This window comes from Marinobacter sp. L-13, from assembly GCF_056857715.1.
The window spans coordinates 212672-226826 of record NZ_JBSXNQ010000055.1; the positions used below are offsets into that span (position 1 = coordinate 212672).

The 14155-nt window shown below is 56.8% G+C and carries 10 protein-coding genes; 6 read left to right on the plus strand and 4 right to left on the minus strand.

Features of this window, described 5'->3' with window-relative positions; genetic code table 11:
- Window positions 1–14 precede the first annotated feature (14 nt).
- From AC13DD_RS11655 to AC13DD_RS11680, 6 genes are all read left to right on the plus strand, one after another.
- Window positions 15–2366: a response regulator gene (locus AC13DD_RS11655; RefSeq protein WP_482931203.1), complete on the plus strand. Its 2352-nt coding sequence runs from the start codon at window positions 15–17 to the stop codon at window positions 2364–2366.
- Window positions 2367–2428: 62 nt separating this feature from the next.
- Window positions 2429–2617, plus strand: a complete 189-nt coding sequence (gene yacG / locus AC13DD_RS11660) for a DNA gyrase inhibitor YacG (RefSeq protein ID WP_008170214.1) — start codon at window positions 2429–2431, stop codon at window positions 2615–2617.
- Window positions 2618–2729: 112 nt separating this feature from the next.
- Window positions 2730–3287: a YfaZ family outer membrane protein gene (locus AC13DD_RS11665; protein WP_092030965.1), complete on the plus strand. Its 558-nt coding sequence runs from the start codon at window positions 2730–2732 to the stop codon at window positions 3285–3287.
- A 137-nt stretch (window positions 3288–3424) separates the two neighbouring features.
- Window positions 3425–5596: a hypothetical protein gene (locus AC13DD_RS11670; protein ID WP_482931204.1), complete on the plus strand. Its 2172-nt coding sequence runs from the start codon at window positions 3425–3427 to the stop codon at window positions 5594–5596.
- Between the two features lie 89 nt (window positions 5597–5685).
- Window positions 5686–6621, plus strand: coding sequence for a glucosaminidase domain-containing protein (locus tag AC13DD_RS11675; RefSeq protein WP_273071666.1), 936 nt, complete (start codon window positions 5686–5688; stop codon window positions 6619–6621).
- A gap of 12 nt (window positions 6622–6633) precedes the next feature.
- Window positions 6634–7548 carry an acyltransferase gene (locus tag AC13DD_RS11680; RefSeq protein WP_482931205.1) on the plus strand — a complete coding sequence of 305 codons (915 nt, stop codon included), beginning with the start codon at window positions 6634–6636 and terminating at the stop codon, window positions 7546–7548.
- Here AC13DD_RS11680 and AC13DD_RS11685 read toward each other — a convergent pair.
- The 4 genes from AC13DD_RS11685 to AC13DD_RS11700 form a co-directional block, all read right to left on the minus strand.
- Complete coding sequence (locus AC13DD_RS11685) at window positions 7514–10216, minus strand: LuxR C-terminal-related transcriptional regulator (RefSeq protein ID WP_474546427.1); 2703 nt, start codon at window positions 10214–10216, stop codon at window positions 7514–7516. The genes AC13DD_RS11680 and AC13DD_RS11685 overlap by 35 nt on opposite strands.
- A 213-nt stretch (window positions 10217–10429) precedes the next feature.
- Window positions 10430–11791 (minus strand): DUF1329 domain-containing protein, encoded by a 1362-nt coding sequence (locus tag AC13DD_RS11690; protein ID WP_008170202.1) that lies wholly within the window; start codon window positions 11789–11791, stop codon window positions 10430–10432.
- 34 nt (window positions 11792–11825) lie between these two features.
- Window positions 11826–13718, minus strand: coding sequence for a DUF1302 domain-containing protein (locus tag AC13DD_RS11695; protein WP_482931206.1), 1893 nt, complete (start codon window positions 13716–13718; stop codon window positions 11826–11828).
- A 128-nt stretch (window positions 13719–13846) separates the two neighbouring features.
- The gene (locus AC13DD_RS11700) at window positions 13847–14059 is read right to left on the minus strand and encodes a hypothetical protein (protein WP_008170200.1); all 213 of its coding nucleotides are present in this window, start codon (window positions 14057–14059) and stop codon (window positions 13847–13849) included.
- Between the last annotated feature and the right edge of the window lie 96 nt (window positions 14060–14155).

The window sequence follows — 14155 nt, forward strand, 5'->3', positions numbered from 1 at the left end:
AGGGAATATGTGCCTTGCCTTCAAAGCGGTTCTTCAAACGATTGGGAATACGACCACTGGCGGCAAGGTTGCTCGCCTACGTATTGCTGTTCAGCCTTTTTCTGTCTCTGGTGGCAACGGGCGTTCAGCTGATCGGAGAATTCGAGCGGCGCAAGAACGATCTGCTGAATGACCAGACACGGGCCGCGGAGTTGGTTTCCGGAAGCATGAGCAACAACATCTGGCTGATGAATTTCAGCGAGGTGGCCAACAGCCTGGATGATATGAAAGCAGTGCCCGCTGTCCAGTACGGGCGGGTGGTGACCAGCACCGGCGAAACCTTCAGCACCGGTACTTACCCTGAGGGCCGGGTCATATCGCAGACCTTTCCACTGGTTTTCGACCGCTCCAACAACCGCAGTCCTGAAAACGTTGGCACGCTCACCGTCACCTCCTCCATAGACCAGATCTACAAAGACCTGCGTAACCGCGCGCTCCTGAACCTTTTGTTTCAATCCATTGTTGTCATGCTGGGCACCCTGGGCCTGCTGGTGATCGTTCGTTTAACGCTGTCCCGGCATCTGGAATCCATGGCCGATTACGCCGCCCGACTGAATCTCGACGCGCTGGTAGACCCGCTGAAGCTCAAGCGCAAACCCCGAAAAACGCCAGATGAACTCTCGGAGCTGGAGCAGGCCCTGAACAAGATGCGCCTGCAAATCCTTGAGGACACCCGCTCCCTGCGCCAGACCACAATCCAGTCCCAGGGTGAAAGGGACGAGGCGGTGCGGGCCAATCACGCCAAGAACCAGTTCCTCGCGAATGTCAGCCACGAACTGCGTATTCCTCTGCAATCAGTGCTGGGCTACGCCAACCTGCTCACCGATACGCCGCTGGATCAGGAGCAGCGGGAATACGTGCTGACCTTGTTGAGCGCCTCGGAAAGCCTCTCGGCCATCATCAACGACCTGCTGGATATCTCCAGCATGGAAGCGGGCAAACTGGTACTTGAAGACATCCCCTTTGACCTTCGGGAAACCCTCAATGATCTGGTGCACATGCTTGGCTCTCGCGCCCGCGAGAAAGGCCTCGCACTGGAGCTTCGGATCGACGAAAACCTGCCCTGGGCGCTGAAGGGCGACCCGGTTCGCATTCGCCAGATATTGTTGAACCTTACGTCCAACGCCATCAAGTTTACCGATTCCGGCCATGTGCTGATCAGTATCGAGGTGTTGGGCCGTCGGGATGACAAGGTTCGCCTTCGCATTGCCGTGGAAGACACCGGCGTGGGTATCAACCCGGAAGATGTTCCCCTGGTTTACGAGCCCTACGTGCAGCTTGGCCAACAGTTCCAGCGTCAACTGCCCGGTGCAGGCCTTGGCCTCACCATCTGCCGCCAACTGGTGGGCCTGATGGACGGGTCCATGGATCTTGAAAGCCGCCCAGGTGAAGGATCGACCTTCTGGATGGAACTGACCCTGCCCGTGGCCCCGGAGAACGCGGCCCGGGTTCGGCCAGATACCCGGATGGTGAAGGACCGCCGGATTCTGGTAGTGGATTCCTATGAGCTATCCCGCAAGATCACGCTGGAAATGCTGTCCCGCCACGAGGTGCACATTGAGGCGGTGAAATCCGCTGGCGAGGCGCTGACATCCCTGCGCACCGCGTTCGATGGCCAGCAGCCGTTCGACGCGATCATTCTGGATGGCTTTGTACCGGATATGGACAGCGACCTGCTGTGCCGGCAGATCCGTAGCAACCCGCTCTGGTCAGATATGCGCCTGCTGATCCTCTCGTCCAACCCCCAGCGGGGCGATGCCGAACATTTTCGCCAGGCGGGCGCCGATGCCTTCCTGAGCAAATCTCTGCGAGAGTCTTGCCTGACGCCGATCCTCAACCAGTTGTTTGCCGATGCAGCCAAAGAAGAACGGCGTTTCCTGACCCGATTCTCGCTCCAGGCCACCACCGATACCGCCCGGCGCCGGGAGCTTCCCTGCGGCCGCATGAAGGTGTTGCTGGTGGAAGACAATCCCGTGAACCGCACGCTGACCCGTCGGCTGTTGGAGAAACTCGGTTGCGACGTGATGACCGCCAACGATGGTGAGGCTGCGGCCAGCCTCTGGCAGTGGCACCCGTTCGATCTGGTGTTCATGGATTGTGTGATGCCCCGTGTGGATGGCTTTGAAGCCACCCGGCGTCTGCGGGAATGGGAGAAAACCCACAACCGCGCGCGCATCCCGGTGGTCGCACTGACCGCCAGTGCCATGGAAGAAGACGAGGAACGCTGCCGCCGATGCGGTATGGATTCGTTTGTTGCCAAGCCTGTCAATATTGAAATGCTGCGGGCAGTACTGGAACAATATTGTCAGGCGTCTGCTGCCTCCTGAGACCGGCTTACCGAACTACGGGCACAGACATCCAGACACGTTTCCGATACCCGAAGGCAACCATGAACGTTGAATGCCCAACCTGTAAAAAGTCCGTGGAATGGACCGAGACCAATCCCTGGCGCCCTTTCTGCTCCGAGCGTTGCAAACTGATCGATCTGGGGGCCTGGGCCAACGAGGAATACCGGGTACCCGCAGAGAACGCATCACCAGAGGATCTGGACCAGGGCGGCGAGACCACCCGGCACTGATCTGCGAAAAATGAAAGTTAACGGGGACTTACCGGCATTTAAGTTGAGTGGCCCGGAACACCCCGTTAACATACCGGCAATTCTGCTAAAAACGTAACGAAGGTGCACATATATGAAAGCGTCCCGGATTTCCCTGATGATTCTCTCACTGGCTGCCGCGCCTGCCTTTGCAGGGGATGTCGACCTCAGCCTCACCAACGATTCGGTGAAGGGCCAGGTAAATTTCTTCGGCACCAACAACGACCTCCAGCTTGGCACCGGTTACACCTACCGCGAAGGTGGCCGCGATATTTTCAACGTTGATTTCCATGCCCAGGGCCGCACGGCAATCGGCAACCTGCCCACCACAGCCGGCATCGGCATGAGGGGTATCTATTGGGATCAAAGCCGCGCCGATGGCGGTGCTGTCGGTCTTGGCGGTTTTGCGACCGTCAATATCCCGGATGTCCCTGGCCTGTCGTTCACCGGTGGCCTGCACTACGCCCCCAGCATTCTCTCGTTTGGCGATTCCGATGATATGACCAGCCTTGAGCTGCGTGGTAGCTATCGGGTTATCCGCAACGCCGAGATTTTCGCCGGCTATCGCTATCTGAACACCGATATCGAGAACTCCTCACGAGACGTCAATCTCGATGAAGGCGTTATGGCGGGCATGAAGATTTTCTTCTGATTCCTGCCTTTTCTGAAACGGGCCCGGTGGGGCCCGTTTCGTGTTTCCTCCATAACCCTTTCGTGCTTTTCCTCACGCTTTCCCGAGAATCCCACTGTTAGACTGTTTGCCTGTATTTTCTGCACGGATAGCCAGGCATGCGATTCACACTCGGTTTATTGCTCTCTTCGACTCTATTACTCACCGCCGGATGTGGTGGCGGTGACGATGCCATTGAGGGGGCGGCTAGTCAGCCCAATGACTTCGCAGGCAACAAGAACCCGGTGGACGATTTCAGCTCCGGCAACACCGGCGATTCCACCAACACCGGGGGCCTCGCCAGCAACGAAGTCCGGGTAACCATGGAGGTACCGGGTGGTGTCACCAGCGAGGGCGAGCCTACCCGCCGTAACCTGAGAATCGTACCGCCGGACAGGGTGAGTGTTTACTACACCAATCAGGCCCTGTCTGTGCTTGATGAACCCGCGATTTCCACGCGCACCGACAGCGAAGGCTTCACCATTATCGAATTCACCAATGGCCTGCCCCTGGGTCCGGATGTGATTATCGATGCCAGTTACGGCAACACCCGCATGCGTGCCCTGGCCGCCGATGCTGACCGGGATGTGAAGGTGAATCCCTTCTCCGAGTACCTGGTGCGCAATACGCTCAGCAGCTACACCGCCGGCGAGTTCCAGACCATTATGGATTGCGTTGCCGATGAGGGCGGCGAGCCGTGCCTGAACAAGTATGTGTGGTCTACCCTGGCCGACCAGGTGCACGACTTTGAAATTGAGATTCCTTCCAATGTTGGCCTCGGCGGTGCCCTGGATATTCTCGAAGATCGGGGAGACTTTGCCCGTTACGTGAGCGCAATGGCCGACTACGCGGTGCTCGATGAGACGTCCTCGGGAAAGATAAGCGCCAGTTCCGCAGACTATAATTCGGTATTCCTGGGCATCGAGTTGGGGCAGACTTTTCTCGAGTCTACCCTGAGCGGGTCCGGACAATGGGGTGTTCGAACGGCCCAGGAAGAGGTGCTGACCGATGATAATGGCACCGGCTATGTCTATCCGGCTCTCACCCTGACCAGCTTTGATGCCTTCAACATCCGAGTGACCTCTCTGGCCAACGATATTCCATACGATCGCGAGGCTCTGATTCACCAGGCGGGAAACGACTTCTTCGTGCGGGGCTCTGAATACTGGGAACGGAACACTCATTCTTCATCCCCCGGAGCAGCCACGCTGTTGGAAGACACCCGCCTGCTGGCAGGCCGGGCCCTGTATCAGAGCATTACCGGCCGGGGCAGCTCGAAAATTATTGGCTGGACTCGCAATCCCTACTATCTGGACGCCTTCACAAGCGCGCCTGAGGATGAAACCACTGGGCCCGACCGGGTGATCAGCGGCTATTTCAGCGCTGGCAAAGCGATCGAGCTGGAAGCAGACGGCGACCAGTTGCGGCGGCTGGGTACTCTGGAGGATCAGTATCTGTCGGTTCTTGAGGTCAACCTCCTCAGAAAGGAGGGATTCGACGCCGACAGTCTGAATGGCCGCGACTACAACATGCTGTATCTTGGAACCCGATTCAGCGACGAGACAACGCCTCTCACCATCGAAACAGGCGTTGGCCAATGGCAGATTTCTGGCGGTACAGTTAACCAATCCCAGAGCTTTACGTCATTACAACGAGACAGTTCAGGCACTGTCTCGACGGACTCCAGCGGTACCCGAGCAGAATCCTGGACCCTGAGCAACCGAACCTCGCGGCTCAGCAACGGGGATGTGGATATCGGACGACTGAACCTGGACATAACCACCGCTTCCGGTGATTTCCAGCAGCCAGATATTGGTGTCGGTGCCAGCACCCCGGATGGCACCCTGATGGCATTCAACCTGGACGATAGTCCGCTAGGCGACGGTATCCTGATTGCCGCGGAACAAACCGCGAACACCGCACCGGCTACGGGACAGTTCAGGCTTCAGGGCGTGGCCCTGGCCCTGACATCGCAGACGAACCGCCTCCGACATTTTGACAATGCCCTGCTGACCATCGAATCCTCAAGCTCGGCAACACTCTCGCCGACTTCGCTGACCAGCACCCATTCCGTTGATGACGAGACCGTGACAAAACCTGCGCTGGAGAGCCTGGCGGACATCGACCTGGCGCTCAGCCAACTGGGCGACGGGAGGGTAGAGTTCACCTCAGGCAACCTTGTGCTTGAGGGTTTTCACACCGCCAGTCAGGACCAGTTCTATTTGCGTTTCCGATCCACATGGGGTGGTGAGGAACAGATCGGTTTGCTTGTTGCAACACGACTGCCCTGACGGCAGTGGCATCCGACAAAACCCAACTGGCAAACGCTCTCGTATAACCTGTTATAATCATTGCTATATCGATTGAAACGAGAGGTTTTATGTCTGCGGGTAAACGGGCCATCATACTGATGCTCCCCCTGATTGCATTTGCGATCGGCGGTGGCTTTTATACGCCACAGGCCAGTATTGACCGGATCAACTCCGATAACACAGGCTCCGAACCCGCACTGTCTTCTCTGCCCCCGCTCCCAAGTTGGGCCAACGACGACTTGCCGGATTTTTCTCAGTATCAGGACACCACGGAGAAAAAGGCCGCGTTCTTCTCGTTTCTTTACCCACGGATTGTTCTGGCCAACTCCCGGATTCTGATTGAGCGCGACTACCTGGATAGCCTCGCTGCGAAAGAGACATTGACCAGCAAAGAGTATGATTGGCTGGCCCAACAGTCTGAGCGATTAAGGGTAGATGCCGAGCCCGGCAGCGACGAGCAGTTTGCCCTGCTACGCATGCGCCTCGATGTGATTCCTCCGTCTCTGATCCTGGCACAGGCCGCCAATGAATCCGCCTGGGGCACCTCCCGATTTGCCACGAAAGGTAATAACCTTTTTGGGCAGTGGTGCTTTTCAAAAGGTTGCGGGCTTGTTCCCCGCGGCCGGGCAGAGGGCGCGAGCCATGAGGTGGCCAAGTTCTCCTCACCCTACCGCTCGGTTCGTGCGTACATACAGAACCTGAATCGCCACCCGACCTATCAGTTGTTGCGAGACGTCCGGCTCGAAGACCGCCGTGATAATGCCCCTCTCTCAGGCCTGGAGCTTGCAGAGGGTCTGCTTGGCTACTCCGAGCGCGGAGAAGAATACATTGAAGAGATCCGGGCAATGATTCACTACAACAACCTGGAGTTTTACGACGACGATTTCCGCAGCGTGGTTAGAAACCTCGAACCCGGCAGCCTCGAACAGCTGGCTTCTACCGAAGCGGAAACCGGTTTGCTACCCCGCCAATCATCACTGAAAACCAACCCGGCTGAAGGTTAGAGACCCTACCCCATGCTCGATTTTCTCCCCGCGCCGCTGAAGGGGACTTTGGCGGCCCTGCTCATCCTGTGTAACACGTTGGTGCTGATTCCGTTTCTCCTCGCAGTCGCCCTGCTTAAACTCGTTCTGCCCATTACCGCCGTACGAAAGGGCTGCACGGTGATCCTCAACACCATCGCGTGGGTCTGGATTGGCTTCAACAATCTGCTGATGGAACTTCTGCACAAGGTCGACTGGGATGTGCGGGGCGTGGAAAATCTCAGCCGGAAGCACTGGTATTTTGTCACCTGCAACCATCAAAGCTGGGCCGACATTCCCGCCATTCAGTACGTACTGAACAGCCGGATTCCCCTGCTGAAGTTCTTCCTGAAGAAACAGCTGATCTGGGTGCCGTTTCTGGGGGTTGCCTGGTGGGCGCTGGATTTTCCGTTCATGCATCGCCACACCAAGGAACAGATTGCCAAACGCCCTGAGCTCAAGGGAAAGGATGTAGCGGCCACCCAGGCTGCCTGCGAGAAGTTTCGCTATACCCCGGTGACGATCTTCAACTTCATGGAAGGCACCCGTTTTACACCCGAGAAGCATGATCGCCAGAACTCACCCTACAAGCACCTGTTGAAACCAAGAGCAGGCGGAACGGCTTTTGTACTGGGCGCGATGGGCGACATGATTCACACCATGCTGGATGTCACGATCGTGTATCCCGACGGCAGGGCCGGCTTTTGGGATTACCTTTGCGGGCGAATCCGAAGGATTACTATTGACGTGCGGACGCGGGAAATTCCAGGCGAGTTTCTGGGAATGGATTACGAAAACAACCGGGAGACCCGGATTGCGTTCCAGCGCTGGGTGAGCCAGATTTGGGCCGAAAAAGATGCGCGAATCGATGAGCTTAAAGCAGCCCAAGCTCCCGGGCCCGGACAATAGCCTGGGTTCGGGATTTCACTTCCAGCTTGGCATTGATTCGACGCGCGTGGGTTTTCACCGTGTGCAGGGAAATATGCAGCTTGTCAGCTATTTCCTGGTTTGAAAGCCCTTTTGCAATCAGCTCAAGCACGCCCTGCTCCCGCTCACTGATGGGTTCTGCCAGGGTGTCCAGGGTACCAGCGACCTCACGCAGCTCGAACACCTCGCCCAGCGCCTCTTTAAACGCACTCTCGGGAAGCTGACCAAAGCCCTTCGTCATTAGCTCCTGCAATTCGTTCCTGAGCTCCCGGAACGGACTGATGAAGTGCTCTGCAGCAGCCTCATTGACGACAGTAGACAGAATCTTCAGGGCAACCACCGGTCCCTTTTCATCCAGAACGATCACAGCCTCAAGCAAGCGCATGTGGAGCTCTACGCCCCATGGAATGGCTCCCTCATATCGTTCACGGATACCCTGGAGTGTTTCCCGGGCTTTTATCAGATCACCGCGGGCCAGGTCGACCCGAACCTGAAGGCAGTCCAGCAAGCCCGGCATCATGGGGAAAAGCTCCGGTACGCAGCCCGCTTCCCGGTAAGGAGCAAGCTTTCGAACCGCCTGATCGGCACTGTCGATCTGATTCTGCGACAACCAGCAGTTGGCTTTCAGGGCCTCGAGAACAGGTACGAACAGGGATTCGTCGACTTGCCAGGAATGCATGGTACGCTCGGCCCGACCAATCCAGACAAACGCATCCTCCAATCGCCCCTGGGCCCGACACATCAAGACACGAATGGTCATCGCCAGCAGCAGTCCAAGATCCCTGGTCTGTTCAGCATGTCGCCCACAGGTGACCAACAGGCGATCTGCTTCCGCTTCACGGCCCTGATGCCAAAGCACAAGCACCAGATTCAGTTGCAGGCGGGTTTCACCAATCCGGGCAGGACGCGAGAGCTCCTGCATGGCGGTATCGAGACCGGTGCGCAACAATTGCTCTGCATGTTTCAGGGCGCCTTTGCCCAGTTCGATCCGGGCATGGGCATAAACCGCCAGTGCTTCCGAACCGGAATCGCCCGCTTCTCTTGCCAGTCTCGACGCAGCCCGGTTTGCTTCCCGGGCCTCCGGGAATCGACCCGCGGCGCACAATGCACTGGAACGGACCATCTGCGTGACAAGCTGGCCCTGAGTACTGAGTTCCCCGTCAGCCAGGGCCTCATCAGCCATGTCCAAAGCCGGCCCAACACTGCCCTCGCCCCGCAGGATAAACGCTTTCAAGGCACGAATCCGTGCAGCCTGCTCCTGTCGGTCGGTCACAGCCAGACCATCAATCAGCGCTCGAGCCTGGCGGAACTGGCCGCCAATTGCATGAACCCAGCTATAGACAATTCTGAGACGCACGCTTCGTTCCAGGAGCTGGGCCGGCAGACTCTTTCGAAGGCGCAGGAGCGATGCGGTATCCTGACCCAACAGCAAAGCCTCTGATCCCTCAGCGGCTATGCGGATGACTTCCTCGGCATCTCCAGACAGTAGCGCGTATTTCAATGCTTCCGGGAACTGGTCGCGCACGCCAAACCATCGGCTCGCCTGCAGCATCCGCTCCGAATAACCGGCCATTACGGGCGACTTCAGCCATTCCTGCAACAACGGGTTTACACGGAACCAGCGACCACGGCCCGGCATCGGCTTCAGGGGCAGCCCCCGCTCGGCAGCCTGAGAGGGAACAAAGCCAGCTTCAGGCAGGAGTCGCTCAAGCGCCAGGAACAGTTCATCGGAGCACAGTTCAAGTTCTGCAATACCCCGCATGGACCGCATCTGCCCCGGGGTCAGATTGCCAAGCACCGACTCCTTCAAAAACCTTTCAACGCTCGGTGTTTCCTGAATGGGTTTGCGCTCGATATTCTGAGCAACCTCCCGACGATACAGCGCCAACGGCGTCGCCCAGCCCTCGGTCATATAGTAGAGGTTATCGACAGCAACGCTGGTGAGTTCGCTCTTCGTCGTGGCGGACCGGAAAAACTCGAAGGTTTCTGAACGGGAAAACTCAAGCGTTTCAGACCCGATGCGGGTGAAACGGTTTTCCAGCTCGAGGCTGTGCGTTTCGAAAGGTAGCGCCTTACGGGAGATAAGAACGATGGACGAACCACTCGGAAATTCCATCACCAGCTGTTGAAGCAGGTCCACTACGGCGGGATTGCTGAGATTTTGGAGGTTGTCGAGCACCAGGACCCGTGGCTGGCCGGAACCCTCTCGCGCCAAAGCGACCTGCATCATCGAAAGGGTATCCGAGAAGGTGGCGCCGCTATGGAGCCCCTGCTCCGGGGTTTCAGGCAGATCCAGGGCAATGGCAAGCAAGGTCAGGAAGCGGGATGGTGCATTATCCTGGGAGTTCAGCGTAATCCAGCGGACTTGATCGGCAGCCATTTGAGCGCTGACGAGGCCGCTGACCACAGCGTGGGATTTGCCGTAACCACAGGGCGCCTCCAGAAAAAGAACACCTCTGGAAGTCAGTGCTTCGGAAATCCTGGTATCAAGCTTTGGCCGAACCATTGAATCGGACGGAACCGGGGGAATATGAACCCGTTGTCTGAGCAGGTCCCTGATTAACTCGCCCCGTTGAAGACCACTGTTCGCTGACTGGAATTCGTCGTTGGCTGCACAGCCATCATTGAATGGTTTCACGCACTGCCCCATTTAGCTCCGGCTCGCACTGCCTTGCACCGCCGGAAAAGTGGATCTTGCACTGACTTTTCAATGGCGACCGACATCGGGTACGCCTTTAGTATGATAAGAAGGTTAAACCAATTGAGGGGTGGGCTGCAAAATTTTGACGTGAAAGGGTTTTCCAGGGTGTAAAAAAAACGGCGGGCCGTGAGGCCCGCCGTTTTTTGGTCTTCTGTAGAACCCTTACCGGGTACCGGCGCGGCGCAATGCGGCCGGCGTGTAATCCCTGGAGCGGCGCTCAACGCCAAACTCATACGGATTCTCTTCCTCGTTGGTCAGACCAAGCGCGAGGTAGCGGCCAGAGAGCAGGTCGTACAGCGTCTCTATGGCGTACCAGGGCACGTTCTGATCGTAGAACTGCATATTGTGGGCTTCTGCAACACGCCAGAGTTCGCCACGGCCGTCGTAGTGATCAATGACAGATGCCTGCCAGGAGTCTTCATCAATGTAGAAGTCACGCTGGGCATAGATGTGGCGGGCCCCTTCTTTCAGGGTTGCGCGAACATGCCATACACGGTGCAGCTCGTAGCGAGTGTAATCCTGATTGATATGACCAGCCTGAATAATCTGGTCATAGCTCAGACTGCGATCGGTCAGCTTGTAGGAGTTGTACGGAATGTACATTTCCTTCTTGCCAACCAGCTCCCAGTTGTAGCGATCCGGAGCACCGTTGAACATGTCGAAGTTATCCGAAGTACGCATACCGTCAGACGCGGTACCCGGTCCGTCATACGCTACCTGAGGCGCCCGACGAACCCGACGCTGACCGGCGTTGTAAACCCACGCACGGCGAGGCTCGGCAACCTGGTCGATGGTCTCGTGTACCAGCAGTACGTTACCGGCGAGACGTGCCGGAGCGGTAATGGCCTGCTTGAAGTAAAACAGAACGTTCGCATCCTCGTCCGGATTGTAATCCGAGAGGTAGGTACGCCAGGTAAGCTCGTCCTGGAATTTCACAACAGAGAAATCACCAGCTTCAGTCGGCGTCACCTGACCAACGGTACGCTGTACAGAACCACCTCTATAACGGGTAATGTGGTTCCAGATTGCCTCCAGACCATTCTGGGGAATCGGGAACGGGGTGGCAGACTGATAGTTGCCCAGACCGTTACCGTCCTTGATCAGCTCAACCGTGGTCGCGTTTTCAACGGTCTGCTCCATGACCTCTTCAGGATAAGCAGCAGTACGATGGGTTTCGTACACCGGCATGAAGTAGTCATCGTAGCGCTCGATCATAGCCACCTGGCCAGGGGACAGGTTGTCTTTGTACTGCTCGACGTTGTTCTGATCGATGGTGAACTTGGGCTGCTCATCCGCGAACGGATTCACGTAGATGCCGTCATTATTGTAGCCGGGAGGCGGCGTTGTCAGACCACCGGTCCAGGGGGGAATGGCACCGCCGTTACCGGCTTTTTCTGCACCCATCGGTGTCAGCGAGTTACCCAGCTTGGCCGCTTCTTCAGCAGAAACCGCACCCCAGGCCTGGCCGGCAAACATGCTCGCTGCCAGAACGCCTGTGGCCAGTAGTTTCTTGTTTAGTTTCATTTAAATTCCCTCGTTCAACGAATACTTTCCGGGTTCAGAATGAGTATGAAACGCTAGCACTCACGAAATCGCGGTCAGTCAACTCGTTATACGGCTTGCCGCCGAAAAAGTTTGTGTAACCGATGTTGCCGGTAATCTTGTTCTGGTAAACCGCCTGCAGAGACAGACCGATAGCCTTGCTGCCTTCGTTGAAAGCACCGCCCGGCTGCGGGCTGTAACCCTCAACATCGTGGCTCCAGGCCAGCTGAGGTGACAGGTTAACACCGGCCACGGCGTCCAGGTAATCCCAAACCAGACGGGTACGGTAACCCCACGAGAAGTCGGTTGTGAAGCCTTCGTTGTTACAGTAGTTGGTGTTGATGTTGGCACCACCGTCGGAACAGATGTCGATTGGGCCGAACGGGAGAGTACCAATACCGAAGGTGCCTGAACGACCGTAACGAGCTTCGTCGTAATCCGGCAGGTCATGCACATAAGTTGCACCGAACTCCGTGATCAAAGACAGCCGACTGGCGCCCATTACCTGATCGAAGAACTTGATCAGCGTAAACTGAGCCTGGGACACATTGAAACGATCGTATCCGGCGACCGGCTTGCCAGCCAGGTTTGCACCCGGATTTTCTGCAAGACGCTGCGCTTCCAGCTTACTAAGTGGGTCACCTGCTGGATCACGCTGCTGCAAGCCACCAAAGATCAATTCAAAAGCGTTCCACTGCAAAGGCACGTTGTCGCGGAAGCTGTATTCAGCGCCCAGCGACCAGCCACCGGGTGTGGTGGTGTTGATGCTGATGCCGTACAGGTTGATGTTCTCCGGGTACTCGATGAAGTAGCTCGGGAAGCTGGAGAACGGCAGGCTCGGATCGTTCTGCTGCGTCGAAGTCGGGCTGGATGGGTTGTTCACCAGACCACTGACGTATGGCAGACGACTGTTGTACTTGATGTAGTAGAAACCCAGCTCTGAGTCATTCAGCTCAGGTACATACCAGCGCACGGCCACACCAAACTGGTCTTTGGAATCCGCTTCCTGGTCTCCAATCCGAGGCGCGATGAAGCCCTGTGCAAAGGCCTGGGAATCCGGTAGCTGGCCAGCGAGAAGTACCGGGCCGCAACCATCAGCTGCGAAATCGTTGGTTGAGAAGAAGGTTCCGCAGTCATCCGGACGAACTGGCTCCCAGTCCGCCTGCACAAAAGTTTCCAGTGTAATATTTTCAGTCACGCCGGCAGACATGTAGAACATCTCCACGGGCAGCAGGGCGTCTTTAAGCTCGGAGCCCGGCGCCCGGAAAGCGGGAACGTCTACAGGGTTGATGATATTGATACCGCCCTGAATAAACGTACTTTCGCCCCAGCTGAGAACCTGCTTGCCATAACGCAGGCTGACCGGAATCTGGCCAAAGTACCAGTCCGAGAATACATAGGCATCCAGAATTTCACCACCGGAAGCATAGTCCTTGGCATGTTGATTCAGCTCGCGGCGCTGACCGACAAAATCAACGGCACGGCTTTCATCTTTCAGTTCAAAATCATACCAGTAGCGGCCTCGAAGCAAACCACCAACACGGGTAAGGAAAGAGCTGTCGACGTTGTAATTGAGGTAAAGCTCGCTGTTACCCTTGACGATTTTGGAGTAGGTATCGCCACTTTCGAAGTTGAGGTTGCCGTCGTCGTAGTTGTTGGTGGAGGCGCCGATGTTTTCCAGAGCACCGCCCGGAGCGTACTCGGGGCCAAGGTTACCCTGGGCGATAAGGCGTTTGTCGCGATCTTCGACCCGCCAACCGGCACCTGCGGACAGCGTGGTGTTGAACTGGGCTTCCACATCTCCCACGTAGAACGAATAGGCGGCTGCGTGACCGGACATCCCGGCTGCAACTGCCACGGCCAGCGGTAATTTGGTCCAACGCTGCCATTGATGTGTTTTTCTTGTCATTGGAAGGCTACTCCATTGTTGTTCTGAGTCGCTGCTCTGATTATTGGTGTTCACGATGTATTGGAGGCTTCGTGCACAGTGCTCGTGATGTTGGCACTATAGCTAACGCCTTCGGGCGCTTTGATCAGTCAAAAGTATGATTTTGCTATCATCCCCCTGTAAACGCCGTTTGCCGCCGGGTTCCGTCGCACAGAATCACTATAGACAACAAAATTAGATGCAACCACTTTGGTTTTGGTGGTTTTTTTCGCTTTAAACTTGGGAGCAAGCACTGCCGCCGGGGTGAGCCTTCCGGGAACCGCTACGAGCACATCCATGTGCGCTTGTTTCGGGCCATCCATGGCCCTCTACATTCCCGGAAGGCTCACCCCGACGTCAGCGCCCATAGTTCCGATGTAATCTGCGACTCAGATGTCACCAGATTCACGACAAAAGGA